18 protein-coding genes are annotated in these 17,810 nt (G+C 65.4%); 2 read left to right on the plus strand and 16 right to left on the minus strand.

Features of this window, described 5'->3' with window-relative positions; genetic code table 11:
• Positions 1 to 50: 50 nt before the first annotated feature.
• On the plus strand, positions 51 to 866 hold the full coding sequence (ppsR, locus tag BCEP18194_RS16635) for a posphoenolpyruvate synthetase regulatory kinase/phosphorylase PpsR (RefSeq protein ID WP_011352445.1): 816 nt from the start codon (positions 51 to 53) through the stop codon (positions 864 to 866).
• Between the two features lie 95 nt (positions 867 to 961).
• Here the strand turns inward: ppsR and BCEP18194_RS16640 are convergent, their stop codons facing one another.
• The 16 genes from BCEP18194_RS16640 to rpsB all read right to left on the minus strand — a co-directional run bounded on the left by BCEP18194_RS16640 (position 962) and on the right by rpsB (position 16,582).
• Complete coding sequence (locus BCEP18194_RS16640; protein WP_011352446.1) at positions 962 to 1,744, minus strand: TrmH family RNA methyltransferase; 783 nt, start codon at positions 1,742 to 1,744, stop codon at positions 962 to 964.
• Positions 1,741 to 2,385, minus strand: a complete 645-nt coding sequence (rnhB, locus tag BCEP18194_RS16645; protein ID WP_011352447.1) for a ribonuclease HII — start codon at positions 2,383 to 2,385, stop codon at positions 1,741 to 1,743. Before rnhB ends, BCEP18194_RS16640 begins: the two co-directional genes overlap by 4 nt.
• On the minus strand, positions 2,382 to 3,551 hold the full coding sequence (lpxB, locus tag BCEP18194_RS16650) for a lipid-A-disaccharide synthase (RefSeq protein ID WP_011352448.1): 1,170 nt from the start codon (positions 3,549 to 3,551) through the stop codon (positions 2,382 to 2,384). The genes rnhB and lpxB overlap by 4 nt, the downstream gene beginning before the upstream one ends.
• Before the next feature lie 3 nt (positions 3,552 to 3,554).
• Positions 3,555 to 4,343: an acyl-ACP--UDP-N-acetylglucosamine O-acyltransferase gene (gene lpxA / locus BCEP18194_RS16655; protein WP_011352449.1), complete on the minus strand. Its 789-nt coding sequence runs from the start codon at positions 4,341 to 4,343 to the stop codon at positions 3,555 to 3,557.
• Positions 4,344 to 4,401: 58 nt separating this feature from the next.
• Positions 4,402 to 4,869, minus strand: coding sequence for a 3-hydroxyacyl-ACP dehydratase FabZ (gene fabZ / locus BCEP18194_RS16660; protein ID WP_011352450.1), 468 nt, complete (start codon positions 4,867 to 4,869; stop codon positions 4,402 to 4,404).
• Between the two features lie 129 nt (positions 4,870 to 4,998).
• Positions 4,999 to 6,078 (minus strand): UDP-3-O-(3-hydroxymyristoyl)glucosamine N-acyltransferase, encoded by a 1,080-nt coding sequence (lpxD, locus tag BCEP18194_RS16665; protein WP_011352451.1) that lies wholly within the window; start codon positions 6,076 to 6,078, stop codon positions 4,999 to 5,001.
• 16 nt (positions 6,079 to 6,094) lie between these two features.
• Positions 6,095 to 6,592: an OmpH family outer membrane protein gene (locus tag BCEP18194_RS16670; protein ID WP_011352452.1), complete on the minus strand. Its 498-nt coding sequence runs from the start codon at positions 6,590 to 6,592 to the stop codon at positions 6,095 to 6,097.
• Between the two features lie 64 nt (positions 6,593 to 6,656).
• A complete protein-coding gene (gene bamA / locus BCEP18194_RS16675) occupies positions 6,657 to 8,966 on the minus strand; it encodes an outer membrane protein assembly factor BamA (RefSeq protein ID WP_011352453.1) in 2,310 nt (769 codons plus the stop codon).
• A gap of 61 nt (positions 8,967 to 9,027) precedes the next feature.
• Positions 9,028 to 10,398, minus strand: a complete 1,371-nt coding sequence (gene rseP, locus BCEP18194_RS16680) for an RIP metalloprotease RseP (protein WP_011352454.1) — start codon at positions 10,396 to 10,398, stop codon at positions 9,028 to 9,030.
• An 11-nt stretch (positions 10,399 to 10,409) separates the two neighbouring features.
• The gene (locus BCEP18194_RS16685) at positions 10,410 to 11,606 is read right to left on the minus strand and encodes a 1-deoxy-D-xylulose-5-phosphate reductoisomerase (protein WP_011352455.1); all 1,197 of its coding nucleotides are present in this window, start codon (positions 11,604 to 11,606) and stop codon (positions 10,410 to 10,412) included.
• A gap of 15 nt (positions 11,607 to 11,621) precedes the next feature.
• Positions 11,622 to 12,443, minus strand: coding sequence for a phosphatidate cytidylyltransferase (locus tag BCEP18194_RS16690; RefSeq protein ID WP_011352456.1), 822 nt, complete (start codon positions 12,441 to 12,443; stop codon positions 11,622 to 11,624).
• Positions 12,437 to 13,219: a polyprenyl diphosphate synthase gene (gene uppS, locus BCEP18194_RS16695; RefSeq protein ID WP_011352457.1), complete on the minus strand. Its 783-nt coding sequence runs from the start codon at positions 13,217 to 13,219 to the stop codon at positions 12,437 to 12,439. Before uppS ends, BCEP18194_RS16690 begins: the two co-directional genes overlap by 7 nt.
• Positions 13,220 to 13,268: 49 nt before the next feature.
• Positions 13,269 to 13,829 carry a ribosome recycling factor gene (gene frr, locus BCEP18194_RS16700; protein WP_011352458.1) on the minus strand — a complete coding sequence of 187 codons (561 nt, stop codon included), beginning with the start codon at positions 13,827 to 13,829 and terminating at the stop codon, positions 13,269 to 13,271.
• Between the two features lie 91 nt (positions 13,830 to 13,920).
• Positions 13,921 to 14,634: a UMP kinase gene (gene pyrH / locus BCEP18194_RS16705; protein ID WP_011352459.1), complete on the minus strand. Its 714-nt coding sequence runs from the start codon at positions 14,632 to 14,634 to the stop codon at positions 13,921 to 13,923.
• A 163-nt stretch (positions 14,635 to 14,797) separates the two neighbouring features.
• The gene (gene tsf / locus BCEP18194_RS16710; protein ID WP_011352460.1) at positions 14,798 to 15,679 is read right to left on the minus strand and encodes a translation elongation factor Ts; all 882 of its coding nucleotides are present in this window, start codon (positions 15,677 to 15,679) and stop codon (positions 14,798 to 14,800) included.
• A 162-nt stretch (positions 15,680 to 15,841) separates the two neighbouring features.
• Positions 15,842 to 16,582, minus strand: a complete 741-nt coding sequence (rpsB, locus tag BCEP18194_RS16715) for a 30S ribosomal protein S2 (protein ID WP_011352461.1) — start codon at positions 16,580 to 16,582, stop codon at positions 15,842 to 15,844.
• A gap of 379 nt (positions 16,583 to 16,961) precedes the next feature.
• Here rpsB and map point away from each other — a divergent pair, with 379 nt between their 5' ends.
• Positions 16,962 to 17,777 carry a type I methionyl aminopeptidase gene (map, locus tag BCEP18194_RS16720; protein ID WP_011352462.1) on the plus strand — a complete coding sequence of 272 codons (816 nt, stop codon included), beginning with the start codon at positions 16,962 to 16,964 and terminating at the stop codon, positions 17,775 to 17,777.
• Positions 17,778 to 17,810: the final 33 nt, after the last annotated feature.

The following is a 17,810-nucleotide window of genomic DNA, read 5'->3' on the forward strand; positions in this document are numbered from 1 at the left end:
GAACCTCCAGCCGCCCGCGCAACCGCCCTTCACGTTCGACGCCCAGATTCATGCTGCCTACCGTATTCATCGTCTCCGACGGCACCGGGATCACTGCCGAAACCTTCGCGCATTCGATCCTCTCCCAGTTCGACCAGAAATTCCGTCTCGTGCGCGTGCCGTTCGTCGACTCGCTCGACAAGGCCTATGCGACCGTCGAGAAGATCAACGAGGCCGCCGTGCACGACGGCCGCCGCGCGATCGTGTTCACGACGCTCGTCGACAGCGAGTCGAACGACATCGTCAAGCGCTCCAACGCACTCGTGCTCGACATGTTCCAGCGCTTCGTCGAACCGCTCGAGCAGGAGCTCGAGCTCAAGTCGAGCCACGCGATGGGCCGCGGCCACCAGAACGCGGATACCGAGGAATACAAGACCCGGATCGAGGCGATCAACTTCTCGCTCGCGCACGACGACGGCCAGTCGAACCGCAACCTGTCGGAAGCCGACGTGATCCTCGTCGGCGTGTCGCGCAGCGGCAAGACGCCGACGAGCCTCTATCTCGCGATGCAGTACGGCGTGAAGGCAGCCAACTATCCGCTGATTCCGGAAGATTTCGAGCGCGGCAAGCTGCCGTCGGCGCTCGCCGCGTACAGCGAGAAGCTGTTCGGGCTGTCGATCGACCCGCAGCGCCTGTCCGAGATCCGTAACGAGCGCCGGCCGGGCAGCAAGTACGCGGCGCCCGAGAACTGTCGCTACGAGATCAACGAAGCCGAAGCGATGATGCGCCGCGAGGGGATCAAGTGGTTGTCGTCGACGCACAAGTCGATCGAGGAAATCGCGACGACGATCCTGCAGGAAATCCGCCTCGACCGGCAGTCGTACTAAGACTGGGCGCTGGCGGCCGCAGGGCCGCCGCCGGAAACAAAAAGGCCGCGTCGAACGCGGCCTTTTTCATGGTGCGGAGCAAGACGCGTGCGGCGTCACGCACGCCGCTGCTGACGCACCTGCTCGAACAGGCAGACCGCAGCCGCGGCCGCGACGTTCAGCGACTCCATCCCGCCCGGCTGCGGGATCGTCACGCGATGCGTGGCCGCGTCGCGCCAGAACGCCGACACGCCGGCCCCCTCGTTGCCGAACACCCAGGCAACCGGCCCCGACAGGTCGCAGTCATAGACCGCCTGCGCGCCGTGCGAGTCGGTCAGCGCGACCGGCACATCGAGGCGCTCGGCGAGCGCGCCGGCTTCGACGTCCTCGTGGATCGACAGCAGGAAATGCGCCCCCATCCCCGAGCGCAGCACCTTCGACGACCATGCGTACGCGGTACCCGGCGCACAGAACACGTGGCGAACGCCTGCGGCCGCCGCGCTGCGCAGGATCGAGCCGACGTTGCCGGCGTCCTGCACGCCGTCGAGCACGACCGACGACTGCGTCACGCGCGCCGGCAGCGGCTGTACCGGCCGGTCGACGAGCAGCAGGAAGCCGACGCCGTTGACGACGTTCGACAACTGCCCGAACAGCGCGTCGGGCAGCGTGACGATCCGTTGCGCATCGACGCGCGCGACGATCGCCTGGGCCTCGGCGTGGCCGAGTGCACCTTCGGTCGTGACGCACAGCTCGGGCGTCGCACCCGTGTCGAGGTACGCGCTTGCGAGATGGAATCCTTCGAGCAGCGCCTGGCCGCCGCGGCGCTGATGGGACGTCGAACCCGCGAGCGCCTTCAGGCGCTTGTACAGCGGGTTGTCGCGGGAAGTAATGCTTTTCATCGAATCAGGTCGAGTGCCGCACGAACCGGCGCGAACGAGCGCCGATGGGCTTCGCACGGGCCGTGCTCGCGCAGTGCGGCAAGGTGTTTCGCGGTGCCGTAGCCCGCATGCACGTTGAAGCCGTACACGGGGAAGCGTTCGTGCAGGTCGACGAGCATGCGGTCACGCGTGACCTTCGCGAGGATCGACGCGGCCGAGATGCTCGGCACGAGCGCGTCGCCGCTGACGATCGCCTCGGCGCGTACCGTCAGCGTCGGGCAGCGGTTGCCGTCGATCTGCGCGAGCGTCGGCAGGACCGACAGCCCTTCGACCGCCCGCTTCATCGCGAGCATCGTTGCGTGCAGGATGTTCAGCGTGTCGATCTCGTCGACGCTCGCCGATGCGACGCAATACGACAGCGAGCGCGCGACGATCAGCTCGTACAGCGCATCGCGCTTCTTCGCGGACAGCGCCTTCGAATCGTCGAGCCCGTCGATCGGCTGCGCCGGATCGAGGATCACCGCGGCGGCCACCACCGGCCCCGCGAGCGGGCCGCGGCCCGCTTCGTCGACGCCGCAGACGATCTCGTCGGGACGGCTGAAATCGAACCCGCCCTGCTCGTCGCTCGACGCGCGACGGCGTGGTGCACGTACTGCGGTCATGCGCGCCCCTTGCGTTGTTCGAGCACGCGCACGACGGCTTCGGCCGCCTTCGCGGCCGTGTTCTGCCGCAGCGAAAGATGCATTTCGGTAAATATTTCGGTCAGCGTGCGGCGGTTCGCGTCGTCGCGCAACTGCGTGAGCGTCGCATCGGCGAGCGCCTCGGGCGTCGCGAAATGCTGCAGCAGCTCGGGCACGACGAAACGCCCCGCCAGGATATTCGGCAAGCCGACGTACGGCAGGTAACCCTGCCGGCGCATGATCTGCCCGGTCAGCCAGGGCACCTTGTACGAGATCACCATCGGCTTCTTCAGCAGCGCGGCTTCCAGCGTGACCGTGCCGCTCTTCACGAGGATCGCGTCGGCAGCCGTCATCGCGACCTGCGAGCGGCCGTCGGTGATCGTCAGCGCGAGCTTCGGATGCGCGTCGACGAGCGGCTGCAGCAGCGCGCGCAGCGCGGGCGTCGCCGCCGGCATCACGAACCGCACGCCGGGCTCGCGTTGCTGCATCAGCGCCATCGCCGCGAAGAACGTCGGGCCGATCAGCGCGATTTCCGAGCGCCGGCTGCCCGGCAGCACCGCGATCACCGGGCCGTCGGCCGGCAGTCCGAGTGCGATGCGCGCACCGTGCGTGTCGGGTTCGAGCGGAATCTCGTCGGCGAGCGGGTGGCCGACGTAGGTCGAGGCAACGCCTGCCTTGTCGAGAATCGCCGGCTCGAACGGGAACAGGCACAGCATGTGGTCGACGGACTTCGCGATCTTCTTGATCCGGCCGCCGCGCCATGCCCAGATCGACGGGCACACGAAGTGGATCGACGGGATGCCCGCGTCGCGCGCGGCCTGTTCGACGTTGAAGTTGAAGTCGGGCGCGTCGACGCCGATGAACGCGTCCGGCCGCTCGGCGAGCAACTGGCGCTTCAGCTCGCCGCGAATCCGCAGGATCTCGGGAATCTGGCCCAGCGCCTCGACATAGCCGCGCACGGTCAGCTTGTCCATCTGCCAGTGCGAGTCGAAGCCCTGCGCGATCATCCGCTGCCCGCCGATCCCGTAGTACTGGGCCGATTCGGGCAGCCGCTCGCGCAGCCCGCCGAGCAGCGACGCGCCGAGCAGGTCGCCCGACGGTTCGCCGGCCACCATCGCGAGCCGGAGCTGAGAGGTCGGAAGCGGCATCGCTTAGCGGATGATGCCGCGTTGCGACGCGTCGATGAACTCGACGAGCGTCTTCACGGCTGCGTCGCCCTCGCCGCCCGCGGCGGCCAGCTCGCGCAACTGCACTTTCGCTTCCTCGAACGACAGGCCGTTCTTGTACAGCAGGCGGTACGCGCTGCGCAGCGCGGAGATCGCGTCGGGCGAGAAACCGCGCCGGCGCAACCCTTCGACGTTGATCCCGTGCGGCTCGGCCTTGTTGCCTGCCGCGATCACGAACGGCGGAATGTCCTGCACGAGCGCGGACGCACCGCCCAGCATCGAGTGCGCACCGATGCGCACGAACTGGTGGACGCCCGACATCCCGCCGACGATCGCCCAGTCGCCGATCTCGACGTGGCCGGCCATCTGTGCGTTGCTCGACAGGATCACGTGGTTGCCGACGGTGCAGTCATGACCGATGTGCACATAGGCCATGATCCAGTTGTCGTCACCGAGCGTCGTCACGCCGACGTCCTGCACGGTACCCGTGTGGATCGTCGTGAATTCGCGGATCGTGTTGCGGTTGCCGATCACGAGCTTCGTCGGCTCGTCCTTGTACTTCATGTCCTGCGGACGACCACCGACCGACGCGTAATGGCCGATGCGGTTGTCCTCGCCGAGCGTCGTATGGCCTTCGATCACGCTGTGCGAGCCGATCGTCGTCCGCGCGCCGATCGTGACATGCGGACCGACGATCGCGTACGGACCGATCTCGACCGATTCGTCGATCTGCGCGCCCGGTTCGACAATCGCGGTGGGATGAATCCTGGTCATGCGCCGTTGCCTCTCGATGTGATGTGTCGCGTTGCGTTGCCTGTCCGTGCCGCGTCGCTCAGGGCGCCACGTCGGTCGTCTTGACCGTGCACATCAGCTCGGCTTCCGCCGCCACCTTGCCGTCCACTTCCGCCACCGCCTTGAATTTCCAGATGCCGCGGATGTAGCGTTCGAACGTCACGTTCAGAATCAGTTGGTCGCCCGGCTCGACCGGACGCTTGAAGCGCGCGCCGTCGATCCCGACGAAGTAGTACAGCGTGTTCTCCGGATCCTTCGGCTGCTCTTCCGAGAAGGTCAGCAGCGCCGCGGCCTGCGCAAGCGCTTCGAGGATCAGCACGCCCGGCATCACCGGCCGCTTCGGGAAATGCCCCTGGAAGTACGGCTCGTTGATCGACACGTTCTTCAGCGCTTTGATTCCCTTGTGCGGTTCGAGTTCGAGCACGCGATCGACGAGCAGAATCGGGTAGCGATGCGGCAGCAGCGTGAGGATCTTGTGGATGTCGAGATTGATTTTTTCAGTGCTCATGATGGTTCGTCTCACGCAGAGGCTGCGCGGTGGTGATGCAAAGGCTGAAGCGGGCCGCCGTGCGGCCCAGTCTGGCAAACCGGGCCGGTTGCGCTGGCCGTACCCGGTTCGAGGTCTCGCATGATGCGCTCAGGCGTCCGTGCCGCCCTGGGCGGCGAGCGCGGCTTCGAGCGCCTTGATGCGCTCGCGCAGCTTGTCGAGGTTGCGCACGAGCGCGGCGCTCTTGTTCCATTCGCCGTGGTCGACGGCCGGGAACGCGCTGGTATAGATGCCGGCCTTCGGCAGCGACTTCGATACGCCCGATTTTGCGGTGATGATGACATAGTCGCCGAGCGTCACGTGGCCGGCGATCCCCGCCGCACCGCCGATCATGCAGTGGCGGCCGATCGTCGTGCTGCCCGCGATCCCGGCGCTGCCGGCGATCACCGTGTAGGCGCCGATCCGGCAGTTGTGGCCGATCTGCACCTGGTTGTCGATCTTCACGCATTCTTCGATGACGGTATCCGCCATCGCGCCGCGGTCGATCGTCGTGTTCGCGCCGATCTCGACGTCCGGCCCGATCGTGACGCCGCCGACCTGCGGGATCTTGACCCAGCTGCCGGTGCGCGCGTCGCCGTCGCCGACGAAATCCGGCGCGAAGCCGAAGCCGTCGGAGCCGATCACGGCGCCCGCATGGATGATCGCGCGCGGGCCGACCTTGCAGCCGTGGTACACCGACGCGTTCGGATACAGGTGCGAGCCCGCGCCGATCGTCGTGCCGCGGCCGACGAATACGTTCGCATCGAGCTGCACGCCGTCTTCGATCACAGCACCGGCCTCGACCGTCACGTGCGGGCCGATCACCGCGCTCGCGGCGACCTGCGCGGCCGGGTCGATCGTCGCGCTCGGATGCACGCCGGCGGCACGCTGCGGCGTAGCCAGGTCGATGAACATCTGCGCGACGCGCGCGAAGTACGCGTACGGATTCGGCGTGACAATGAAGTTGCGGCCGCCAGCGGCCGCGCCGAGCTTTTCCAGATCCTTCGGCGCGATCAGCACCGCGCCGGCGCGGGTCGACTCGACCTGCGACAGGTACTTCGGATTCGCGAGGAACGCGAGTTGCTGCGGGCCTGCCTGGTCGAGCGGTGCGAGCCCGCCCACCTTGCACTGTGCGTCGCCGGCGATCTCGCCGCCGAACCGCTTTACGAGTTCCTCAAGCGTCAATGCCATTCGTCGTCTGCTCCGTTCAGTTCGTCGAGCCGGACGCGAGCGCCTTGAGCACCTTGTCGGTGATGTCGATGCGCGGGCTGACGTACACGGCTTCCTGCACGATCAGGTCGTAATTCTGCTGCTCGGCGATCTGCTTGATGACCTTGTTCGCACGTTCGAGCACGGCCGCCAGTTCCTCGTTGCGGCGCTGGTTCAGGTCTTCGCGGAACTCGCGCTGCTTGCGCTGGAAGTCGGTATCGAGCTGGGCGAGATCGCGTTGCTTCTGCGCGCGGTCGGCCGCCGACAGCGACGCGCCGTTCTTGTCCAGCGAATCGGACATCGACTTCAGGCGCGCCGCCAGATCCTGCAGATCCTTGTCACGCTTCGCGAACTCGGCTTCGAGCTTCGTCTGCGCCGCCTTCGCGGGCACCGACTCGCGCAGGATCCGATCCGAATTGACCGCCGCGATGCGGGCGACGTCCTGTGCGTGCACCGTTGCCGCGCCCAAGGCCAGCGCAACGGTCAGCGCGCACATCACTCGTTTCGAAAACTTACCGGTTAGCAAAATTACCCTCTCGTTGCTGTTGTCATGCGTTCGGTCAGAACGCCGTCCCGATCTGGAACTGGAATTTCTGGTACTGGTCGCCTTCGTGCTTCTGCAGCGGGAAGCCGAGGCTCAGCTTCAGCGGGCCGATCGGCGAGATCCACGCGAGACCCACACCGTAGCCGTAACGCAGGCCGTTGGCGCCCGTACTCGTGCCGCCCGGCGCGTTGCCCCACACGTTACCGCCGTCGAGGAACGTGAACACGCGCAGCGTGCGGTCGTAGCCCGTGCCCGGCAGCGGGAACGTCAGTTCGATGTTGCCGACGAGCATCTTCGAACCGCCGATCGGGTCGTTCGTCTTCGTGTCGCGCGGGCCCAGCGAGCTCGGCTCGTAGCCACGCACGGAGCCGATACCGCCCGCGTAGTAGTTCTTGAAGATCGGGTACGGGTTGCCGATACCGTTACCGTAGCCGCCCTGCAGGTTCATGCCGAGGATGAAGCCGCGCGAGAACGAATAGTAGTACTGGGCCTGCAGGTCGGCCTTGTAGTACTGGATCTTGCCGACCGGCACGCCGTACTCCATGTTCGCCTGCGTGAAGTAGCCGCGGCTCGGAATCAGCGCGCTGTCACGCGCGTCACGCGACCACGCGATCGTCAGCGGCACCGTGTTCGACACGCGGCCGAACTGGTTCACGTAATCCTGGTAGCTCTGCGGCGTGTTCGAATCGACGTCGAGGCGGTTCTGCTCGAAGCCCGCGCCGAAGTAGACGGTGTCGACTTCCGAGAATGGGATGCCGAACTTCAGGTTGCCGCCCGCGCTGATGATCCGGAAGCTCGAGCTCGTCGAATAGTAGAGCGGCTGGTACGTGCGGTAGTAGACGTCCGTGATCCGCTTGATGCCGTCGACCGTGAAGTACGGGTCGACCTGCGTGACGGTCAGCGTACGGTAGCTCTTCGCGGTGTTGACGTTCACCGACAGGCTGGTACCCGAACCGAACACGTTGTCCTGCGACACGCCGGCCGACAGCACGACCTTGTCCGTCGACGAGAAGCCGGCACCCAGCGTGATCGCGCCGGTCGGCTTTTCATCGACCTTCACGTTCACGTCGACCTGGTCGTTCGTACCTTCGACCGGCACCGTCGTCACGTCGACGTTGGTGAAGTAGCCGAGACGGTTCACGCGATCCTTCGACAGCGCGAGGCGGTTCGAATCGAACCACGAGCTTTCGAGCTGGCGCATTTCGCGACGCACCACTTCGTCGCGCGTACGCGTGTTGCCGACGACGTTGATGCGGCGCACGTACACACGGCGGCTCGGATCGACGACGAGGTTCAGGTTCACCTTGTGGTTCGCCTGGTCGATGTCCGGCTGCGCGTTGACGGTCGCGAATGCGTAACCGTACTCACCGAGCTTGTCGACGATCGACTTGGTGGTCTGTTGCAGCTTTTCGGCCGAGAAGCGATCACCCGGCTTGATCTTGATCAGCTTGTTGAGTTCGGCTTCGCGATCGAGCAGGTTGCCCGACAGCTTGATGCCCGACACCGTGTACGGCTCGCCTTCGTGCAGCGTGACCGTCAGGTACATGTCCTTCTTGTCGGGCGAGATCGACACCTGGGTCGAATCGATGTTGAACTCGAGATAGCCGCGGTTCAGGTAGTACGAGCGCACCGCCTCGAGGTCGCCCGTGAGCTTTTCCTTCGAGTACAGGTCGTTCTTCGTGTACCAGGAGAACCAGTTCGGCGTCGACAGCTGCATCTCGTCACGCAGCGTGCTCGTCTTGAACGCCTTGTTGCCGATGAAGTTGATCTGGCGGATCTTCGCGCTCGGACCTTCGGCCACCGCGAACAGGATCGACACGCGGTTCGCGTCGACCGGCGTGACCGTCGTCTTGACCTCGGCCGCGTAGAAGCCGCGCGTGAGGTACTGGCGCTTGAGCTCCTGCTCCGCCTTGTCGACGAGCGCCTTGTCGTAGTAGCGGCCGTCGGCGAGGCCGACTGCGCGCAGTGCCTTCGTCAGGTTGTCCTTGTCGAATTCCTTCGTGCCGGTGAAGTCGATCGACGCGATGGCCGGACGCTCCTGCACCTGCACGATCACGACGTTGCCCTGGGTGGCGATGCGTACGTCGTTGAAGAAGCCCGTCGCGTACAGCGCGCGGATTGCTTCGGATGCCTTGTCGTCCGTGAAGGTATCGCCCTGCTTGATCGGCAGGTAGGCGAACACCGAACCCGCTTCGACGCGCTGCAGCCCCTCGATCTTGATGTCTTGCACCACGAACGGTGCCGCTGCATGCGCCGCGAGGCCGTGCGCGGCGAGCGCGGCCGCTGCAACTGTCTTAGGTACAAAGCGATGAGGTTTGAACAACATGCATCCCCAATATTTAGCTGCATCAAATCAGGCGGCTGCCCAGCGGCCGCCGCCTGACGCTTCAGAAATGGATTAACCGAGCCAGATCGTTGAACAGCGCGATCGCCGACAATGCGACGATGCAGATCAACCCGGCTCTTTGCAGAATCAGCTGCCAGCGCTCCGAGACGGCTTTCCCGGTCGCGGCTTCAACCGCATAATATAACAGATGCCCCCCGTCCAAAACGGGAATCGGCAACAAGTTCAGGACGCCAAGGCTAATGCTGACAAGGGCGAGGAACGACAGGAACGCCGACGGACCGAGCCGCGCACTCTTGCCCGCGTAGTCCGCGATCGTCACCGGGCCGGACAGGTTCTTCAGCGACGCATTGCCCGTGATCATGCGCCCGAACATCTTCAGCGAATACACGGAGATGTCCCACGTGCGGTGCGCGCCGAGCCGCAGGCTGTCGATCGGCCCGTATCGCACGTCGACCGACGGCGCATGCATCGACAGCGCCGCGCCGATCCGGCCGATCTGCTGCCCCGATTCGTCGTCGCGCTGCATCTGCGGCACGATTGACACCGTCTGTGCGGCGCCATTGCGCTCGATCTGCAGGTCGAGCGGCTTGCCCGCATGGTGTTTCACGAAATCGATGAAGCGTGACGCGCCGCCGATCGGCTTGCCGTCGAGCGCGACCAGCTTGTCGCCGGACTTCAGGCCCGCCTGCTCCGCCGCGCTGCCGGGCTGCACCGACTCGACCGACAGCGTGCCGCCGCCGGCCTCGAAGCCCAGATGGGCCATGAAATCGTCGTCGAGCTGACTTTCGGGAACATTGCGGAGGTCGACGCGGAAATCGAACGTCGTGTTGCCGTCGCGCGCGCCGAGCACGATCTCGCGGTGGTCGAACGCAGCCGCCAGCAGCTTCCAGCGCAGGTCCGACCACGATCGCACCGGTTCGGACTCGCCGCCCTGCGCGTTGCGGATCGACACGATCTTCTCGTTGCCGTCGAAGCCCGCGCGCGCCGCCACCGTGCCGGCGGCCGGCGGTGCGACGATCGCGGTCGGCTCGGTTACACCGGTGGCAAATACGATGGAAAACAGCGCAATTGCCAACAGGAAGTTGGCAATCGGGCCCGCCGCGACGATGGCGATGCGCTTGTAGACGGACTGCCGGTTGAACGCCTGGCCGAGCTCCTCGGGCGGGATGCCGGGGCCGGGATCGCGCTCGTCGAGCATCTTCACGTAGCCGCCGAGCGGCAGCGCCGACAGCGTCCACTCGGTGCCCGTCCTGCGGCTGACCCAGCGCGCGACAGGCTGGCCGAAGCCGATCGAGAAACGCAGCACCTTCACGCCGCACCAGCGCGCGACGCGATAGTGTCCGTACTCATGCACGACGACCAGCACCCCGATCGCCACCGCAAACGCGATCAGTTCGACCAGCACGTTCATGAGCACCCCATTCAGACAGTGCGCTCCACGCGTGGCGCAGGCGCTTTCGCAATGATCTCGGCGGCGAGGCGGCGTGCCTCGGCATCCGCCGCCAGGACGTCCTCGAGCCCATCGGGCGTACGGTTCGGCAACGTGTTGAGCACGGCGTCGACCGTCGCCGCAATCGCCATGAAGCCGATGCGGCGCTCGAGAAACGCTTCGACCGCAACTTCGTTCGCCGCGTTCAATGCGGCGCTCGCGATGCCGCCTTCCTCAAGTGCCTTCAGCGCGAGCGCGAGGCACGGGAAGCGCGCGTAATCGGGCTTCTCGAACGACAGCTGGGCGATCTGCGCGAGGTCGAGCTGGTCGACGCCCGCATCGACACGCTCGGGGAACGCGAGCGCGTACGCGATCGGCGTGCGCATGTCGGGGTTGCCGAGCTGTGCGAGCACCGAGCCGTCGCGATACGACACGAGCGAATGGATCACGCTCTGCGGGTGGATCAGCACGTCGATGCGGTCGCCCGGCAGCCCGAAGATCCAGTGCGCCTCGATCACTTCGAGGCCCTTGTTCATCATCGTCGCCGAATCGACCGAGATCTTGCGGCCCATCACCCAGTTCGGATGCTTGCACGCCTCGTCCGGCGTCACGTCGACGAGCGTGGCCGGCTCGCGCGTGCGGAACGGGCCGCCCGACGCGGTCAGGATGATCTTCGAGATCCCGCCGTGCTCGGCCGCGTCGCGCGGCATGCACTGGAAAATCGCGTTGTGCTCGCTGTCGACCGGCAGCAGGATCGCGCCATGGTCGCGCACGGCGTCCATGAAGATCGCGCCCGACATCACCAGCGCTTCCTTGTTCGCAAGCAGGATGCGCTTGCCGGCGCGCGCGGCCGCGAGGCTCGGCGCCATGCCGGCCGCACCGACGATCGCCGCGACCACCGTGTCGCAGCCATCGCTCTTCGACACGTCGACGAGCGCCTGCGGCCCGTGCAGCACGGTCGTCTTGCTACCCGCCGCGCGCAGTTTCGCGTCGACGTGCGCGGCCGTCGCGGCATCGCCGACCACCGCCACTTCGGGCGCGAAGCGCAGGCATTGCTCGACCAGCTTGTCGCCGTTGCGGTGTGCGGTCAGCGCATAGACCGAGAAGCGCTCGGGATGGCGCGCGACCACGTCGAGCGTGCTGTCTCCGATCGAGCCCGTGGAACCGAGCAATGTCAGACGTTTTTGCATAACAGAAATAATGGTTTAACCAAGCAGCAGCATCGCGAGCGGCAGCACCGGCAGCAGCGCGTCGACACGGTCGAGCACGCCGCCATGGCCAGGCAGCAGTCCGCTCGAATCCTTCACGCCCGCCTGCCGCTTCAGCAGCGACTCGAACAGGTCGCCGATCACGCTATACGCGACCAGCAGCGTCAGTGCGGCCCATGCGCCGGGCATCCCGTAGCGCACGGCGAACGCGGAAAACAGGGTCGGCTCGAACGCATGCGCGGCCATCGCGACACCGGCGACGACCATCACGGCGAGCCAGCCACCGATCGCGCCTTCCCAGCTCTTGCCGGGGCTGATCGTGATGGCCAGTTTACGCTTTCCAAAAGCCTTGCCCGCGAAGTATGCACCGATATCGGCGAGCCAGACGACCAGAAGCAGCGACAGCACGAACGGCACGCCCTGCGCACGCGCCGCGACGAGCGCATGCCAGCAGGCCGCAAAGACCACGAGGCCGGCCGCGAGCAGGAACGGCCGCCATACGCCGCCCGCAAGCGCCGGCTTGCGCCGCAGCGTGAACGGGCCGACCAGCAGCCAGAACACGCCGGCTGCCATGAAAAGGGGACGGGACGAGGCCGCATCGACGCCGAGCGGCGCCGTTGCCGCGAGCGCCAGCGCCGCGACGACTGCATAGATGACCGGGCCGGCGCCGCCGAGCTTGAGCAGGCGCGCCCATTCCCACGCGGCAAACACCAGCACGACGCCAATCAGCGCGCCGAACGCGGTGAGCGGCGCGAACAGCGTCACCGGCAGCAGGACCGCCAGCATCACGATCGCCGTGATCACACGGGTTTTCAGCATGAAAGGGAGTCGGCGTTCTGCGATTGCGGTTCGAGCTGTGCGCTCGTGCGGCCGAAGCGGCGCTCGCGCTCCGTATACGACGCCATTGCGTCGGCCAGTGCCGCGCCGTCGAAATCCGGCCAGTATTTGTCGGTGAAATAGAATTCGGCGTACGCAAGTTGCCACAGCAGGAAGTTGCTGACGCGCTGCTCGCCACCGGTACGGATGAAAAGATCGGGCTCCGGCGCATAGGCCATCGCCAGGTGCGGCGCGAACGCGTCCTCTGTCACTTCGACCTCGCGCCCCTCGCGCACGGCCTGCTCGATGAGCTTCTTCGTCGCCTGCAGGATGTCCCACCGGCCGCCGTAGTTGGCCGCGATGGTGAGCGTAAGACGGGTATTGCGCGCCGTCTTGGTTTCGGCGCGGCGGATCAGTTCGCGGATGCGCGGCTCGAAACGGTCGAGATCGCCGACGACACGCAGGCGGATCCCGTTTGCGTGAAGCTTGCCGACCTCGCGCTCGAGCGCGGTGATGAAGAGGCGCATCAGGAACGACACTTCGTCGTTCGGACGGCGCCAGTTCTCCGAACTGAACGCGAACAGCGTCAGGTATTCGACGCCGGCACGCGCGCAGCCTTCGACCACCGCCCGCACGGCATCGACGCCGCGGGTGTGCCCCGCGACGCGCGGCAAGCGGCGTTCGGTCGCCCAACGGCCGTTGCCGTCCATGATGATCGCGATGTGACGCGGCACGACGCCGACGTCAGGCACGCGAACGGTAGAGCTGGTATAGGTCATGGCCGTTGAGACAGTAATGCGGGAAGAAGGCGGCGCGCGAGGACGGTCGTCAGACCGTCATGATCTCGGCTTCCTTGCTCTGCACGAGCTTGTCGATTTCGGCAACGTGCTTGTCGGTCAGCTTCTGCACGTCGTCGCTCGCGCGGCGCTCGTCGTCTTCCGAGATTTCCTTGTCCTTCACGAGCTTCTTGAGCGCTTCGTTCGCGTCGCGACGCAGGTTGCGGATCGCGACCTTGGCCGTTTCGCCTTCGCTCTTGACGACCTTGGTCAGCTCGCGGCGGCGCTCTTCCGTCAGCGCGGGCATCGGCACGCGGATCTGGTCGCCGGACGTTGCCGGGTTCAGGCCGAGATCGGCTTCGCGAATGGCCTTCTCGACCTTCGCAACCATCGGCTTTTCCCACGGCTGCACACCGATCGTGCGCGCGTCGACGAGCGTCATGTTGGCAACCTGCGAAATCGGCACCATCGACCCGTAGTAGTCAACCTGCACGTGATCGAGCATGCCGGTGTGCGCACGGCCCGTACGGATCTTCGCCAGATCGCTCTTGAATGCATCGATCGAGCGCTGCATCTTCTGCTCGACGCCCTTCTTGGTATCAGCGACACTCATTTCAACCTCCGAACCTTCAAACCTTCAAAGAACGCGGACCCCACCTGGCGCATCTGGCGCGCCGCGGCCGATGGCCCGCATCCGCGGGAGTTTACACGTGGACGAGCGTACCTTCGTCCTCGCCCAGCACGATGCGCTTGAGCGCGCCCGGCTTGTTGATCGAAAACACGCGAATCGGCAGCTTCTGGTCGCGGCACAGCGCAAAGGCCGTCGCGTCCATCACCTGCAGGTTGCGGCTGATCGCCTCGTCGAACGTGATCGTCGTGTAGCGCGTGGCCGACGGATCCTTCTTCGGATCGGCAGAATATACGCCATCGACCTTGGTCGCCTTCAATACGACCTCGGCGCCCACTTCCGAACCGCGCAGCGCGGCGGCCGTGTCCGTCGTGAAGAACGGGTTGCCCGTACCGGCCGCGAAGATCACGACGCGGCCTTCCTCGAGCTGACGGATCGCGCGGGGCCGGATGTACGGCTCGACGACCTGGTCCATCCGCAGCGCGGACTGCACACGCGCCTCGATGCCGGCGTGGCGCATCGCGTCCTGCAGCGCCAGCGCGTTCATCATCGTCGCGAGCATCCCCATGTAGTCTGCAGTTGCGCGATCCATGCCGGCCGCGCCACCTGCGACACCGCGGAAAATATTACCGCCACCGATCACGACCGCGAGCTGCGTACCGAGACGCACGACTTCGGCGATATCGGCCACCATCCGTTCGATCGTCGCGCGATTGATGCCGAAGGCATCGTCGCCCATCAGCGCTTCGCCGGAGAGTTTGAGAAGGACGCGTTTATAGGCATTGGACATAGGGGCTTCCGAGCGACGAGAGGATGACAACCACGAACTGTAGGGGCGAAATACTGATTCGGGCAAGCGCCGACGGTCGGACCGGGTTTCCCGGCCGGCCGGCGGCGGCGCCGACCGCGGCGGAGCGGACGCCCGCCGCGGATACTGCCTGACTGCTTACGGCTTACTGCTGCTTTGCTGCTGCGACTTGCGCGGCCACTTCGGCGGCGAAGTCGTCCTGGCGCTTCTCGATGCCTTCGCCGACGACGAACAGTGCGAACTTCTGCACTGCGGCATTCGCTGCCTTCAGCATCTGCTCGATCGTCTGCTTGTCGTTCTTCACGAACGTCTGGTTCAGCAGCGACACTTCCTTCAGGTACTTCTGGACGCTACCGTCGACCATCTTCGCGACGATTTCAGCCGGCTTGCCCGATTCCGCAGCCTTCTGCTCGGCCACGCGGCGTTCCGTGTCGATCAGTTCTGCCGGCACGTCAGCCGACGACAGCGCGACCGGCTTCATTGCCGCGATGTGCATCGCGACGTCCTTGCCGACCTGCTCTTCCGCGCCCGTGTACTCGACGATCACGCCGATACGCGCGCCGTGCAGGTACGTTGCGATCTTGTTTGCGGTTTCGAAACGGACGAAACGGCGGATCGAGACGTTTTCGCCGATCTTGCCGACGAGTGCCAGGCGCACTGCGTCGACCGTCGAGCCTTCGAGCGGCAGTGCCGACAGCGCAGCCACGTCAGCCGGGTTTTGCGTCGCGACGAGTTCTGCAACCGTCTTCGAGAATGCGAGGAAATCGTCGTTCTTCGCGACGAAGTCGGTTTCGCAGTTCAGTTCGACGAGCGAACCTGCGTTGCCGCCGACGAACGATGCGACGACGCCTTCTGCCGTCACGCGCGATGCCGCCTTGCTCGCCTTGTTGCCGAGCTTGACGCGCAGCAGCTCTTCAGCCTTGGCCAGATCGCCGTCGGCTTCCGTCAGCGCCTTCTTGCACTCCATCATCGGTGCGTCGGTCTTTGCGCGCAGTTCTGCCACCATGCTTGCGGTAATTGCCGCCATCATTCGCTCCTTGAGTCTGTATTCACAACGCCGCCCGCTTGGACGCGAACGGCCGAGATTCGGTTCCGGACCCGCGCCGATTCGGCGCGATCAGGTCCGGCGCACAAGCTTAAAAAAAGGGGGCCTGTTGAGAGCCCCCTTTTTGCGCCGGCTCGGGGCCAGTTACGCGTTTTCCTCGACGTACTCGTCGTCGCCGCGTGCGGCCTGGACCACTTCGTTGACCGCGTTCGCACGGCCTTCGAGGATTGCGTCGGCCACGCCTTCAGCGTACAGCGCGACTGCCTTGCTCGAGTCGTCGTTACCCGGGATCACGTAATCCACACCTTCCGGCGAGTGGTTCGTATCGACCACGGCGATGACCGGCACGCCCAGCTTGTTCGCTTCGGTCACGGCGATCTTGTGGTAGCCGACGTCGACGACGAAGATTGCGTCCGGAATGCCGCCCATGTCCTTCACGCCACCGATCGACTTCTGCAGCTTGGCGATTTCGCGTTCGAACAGCAGCGCTTCCTTCTTGCTCATCTTCTCGGTTTCACCCGATTCGACGGCCGCTTCCATGTCCTTCAGGCGCTTGATCGAAACCTTCAGCGTCTTGAAGTTGGTCATCATGCCGCCGAGCCAGCGTGCGTTGACGTACGGCATGCCTGCGCGCTGCGCTTCCTGGGCGATCGTGTCACGCGATTGACGCTTCGTGCCGACGAACAGGATCGTGCCGCGGTTTGCTGCCAGCTGGCGCACGTACTTCTGTGCGTCCGTGAACATCGGCAGCGTCTTTTCGAGGTTGATGATGTGAATCTTGTTGCGGTGACCGAAAATGAACGGAGCCATCTTCGGGTTCCAGAAGCGCGTCTGGTGACCGAAGTGGACACCCGCTTCCAGCATTTGGCGCATCGTAACTGCCATGTAAATTCTCCACGAGGGTTGGGTCTTAAGCCGGCCGCCGTACCGCCGCGCGATCCCACCCCGAAGGGCGCGAATTCCGCGCGGCCGGCACCCTGGTTGCGCCGGCTTGCGATTCGACACGTGCAAAACGCCCGTGCCGTAAGCCTTCTATCCGCCACACCGCCCCAACATGGGGCAAGTTCGGCAATTGGATATCGACTTAGCCAAAGAGTATAGCACGCCGATTTGTCCGCTCTCAAGTCGCGCACCACTTTCGCTTGCCGCGCGGCAGCCGGCCGGACAATCCGCGAAAACCCGCATTCGCGCCGCCGGCAGGGGCTGCGACGCCTGCCAGAAGGTGCGATAATCCATCAATTCACCGCATTCCAGGCATACCTCGATGGCTATTACGCTCAAAAACGAACACGATATCGCCGAGATGCGCGTCGCCTGCCGTCTCGCGAGCGAAGTGCTCGACTTCATCACGCCGCACGTCGTCGCGGGCGTCACGACCGCCGAACTCGACCGCCTCTGCCACGAGTTCATGCTCAACGAGCAGGGCACGATCCCCGCGCCGCTGAACTACCAGCCGCCCGGCTACCCGCCGTACCCGAAGGCCACCTGCATTTCGGTCAACGACGTGATCTGCCACGGCATTCCCGGCGAGAAGGTGATCAAGAACGGCGATGCGCTGAACATCGACGTCACCGTGATCAAGAACGGTTACTTCGGCGACACGAGCCGCATGTTCATCGTCGGCGAAGGTTCGATCCTCGCGAAGCGCCTCGTGCAGACCACCTACGAATGCATGTGGCTCGGCATCGACCAGGTCAAGCCCGGCGCGCACCTCGGCGACATCGGCTACGCGATCCAGAAGCACGCGGAAGCGCAGGGCTACAGCGTCGTGCGCGAATACTGCGGCCACGGTATCGGCACGGTGTTCCACGAAGATCCGCAGGTCGTCCACTACGGCCGCCCGGGCACCGGCATCGAACTGAAGGCCGGGATGATCTTCACGATCGAGCCGATGATCAACGCCGGCAAGCGCGACATCCGCACGATGCCCGACCAGTGGACGGTCAAGACGCGCGACCGCAGCCTGTCGGCGCAGTGGGAGCACACGGTGCTCGTCACCGAAACCGGCTACGACGTGCTGACCGTGTCCGCCGGCACGCCGGCGCGCCCCGTGTTCGCGCAACCGGCAGCCGCCGTCTGAGCGCCGTCGCGCCAGCCCGCCCCACCCGCACCT

Source organism: Burkholderia lata (assembly GCF_000012945.1).
GTDB classification, from domain to species: Bacteria; Pseudomonadota; Gammaproteobacteria; order Burkholderiales; family Burkholderiaceae; genus Burkholderia; species Burkholderia lata.

Bases quoted from the DNA above. Each gene is read 5' to 3' on its own strand.
- ppsR (WP_011352445.1), top strand. From the start codon at position 51: ATGCTGCCTACCGTATTCATCGTCTCCGACGGCACCGGGATCACTGCC.
- BCEP18194_RS16640 (WP_011352446.1), bottom strand. From the start codon at position 1,744: ATGAAAAGCATTACTTCCCGCGACAACCCGCTGTACAAGCGCCTGAAG.
- rnhB (WP_011352447.1), bottom strand. From the start codon at position 2,385: ATGACCGCAGTACGTGCACCACGCCGTCGCGCGTCGAGCGACGAGCAG.
- lpxB (WP_011352448.1), bottom strand. From the start codon at position 3,551: ATGCCGCTTCCGACCTCTCAGCTCCGGCTCGCGATGGTGGCCGGCGAA.
- lpxA (WP_011352449.1), bottom strand. From the start codon at position 4,343: ATGACCAGGATTCATCCCACCGCGATTGTCGAACCGGGCGCGCAGATC.
- fabZ (WP_011352450.1), bottom strand. From the start codon at position 4,869: ATGAGCACTGAAAAAATCAATCTCGACATCCACAAGATCCTCACGCTG.
- lpxD (WP_011352451.1), bottom strand. From the start codon at position 6,078: ATGGCATTGACGCTTGAGGAACTCGTAAAGCGGTTCGGCGGCGAGATC.
- BCEP18194_RS16670 (WP_011352452.1), bottom strand. From the start codon at position 6,592: ATGTGCGCGCTGACCGTTGCGCTGGCCTTGGGCGCGGCAACGGTGCAC.
- bamA (WP_011352453.1), bottom strand. From the start codon at position 8,966: ATGTTGTTCAAACCTCATCGCTTTGTACCTAAGACAGTTGCAGCGGCC.
- rseP (WP_011352454.1), bottom strand. From the start codon at position 10,398: ATGAACGTGCTGGTCGAACTGATCGCGTTTGCGGTGGCGATCGGGGTG.
- BCEP18194_RS16685 (WP_011352455.1), bottom strand. From the start codon at position 11,606: ATGCAAAAACGTCTGACATTGCTCGGTTCCACGGGCTCGATCGGAGAC.
- BCEP18194_RS16690 (WP_011352456.1), bottom strand. From the start codon at position 12,443: ATGCTGAAAACCCGTGTGATCACGGCGATCGTGATGCTGGCGGTCCTG.
- uppS (WP_011352457.1), bottom strand. From the start codon at position 13,219: ATGACCTATACCAGCTCTACCGTTCGCGTGCCTGACGTCGGCGTCGTG.
- frr (WP_011352458.1), bottom strand. From the start codon at position 13,829: ATGAGTGTCGCTGATACCAAGAAGGGCGTCGAGCAGAAGATGCAGCGC.
- pyrH (WP_011352459.1), bottom strand. From the start codon at position 14,634: ATGTCCAATGCCTATAAACGCGTCCTTCTCAAACTCTCCGGCGAAGCG.
- tsf (WP_011352460.1), bottom strand. From the start codon at position 15,679: ATGGCGGCAATTACCGCAAGCATGGTGGCAGAACTGCGCGCAAAGACC.
- rpsB (WP_011352461.1), bottom strand. From the start codon at position 16,582: ATGGCAGTTACGATGCGCCAAATGCTGGAAGCGGGTGTCCACTTCGGT.
- map (WP_011352462.1), top strand. From the start codon at position 16,962: ATGGCTATTACGCTCAAAAACGAACACGATATCGCCGAGATGCGCGTC.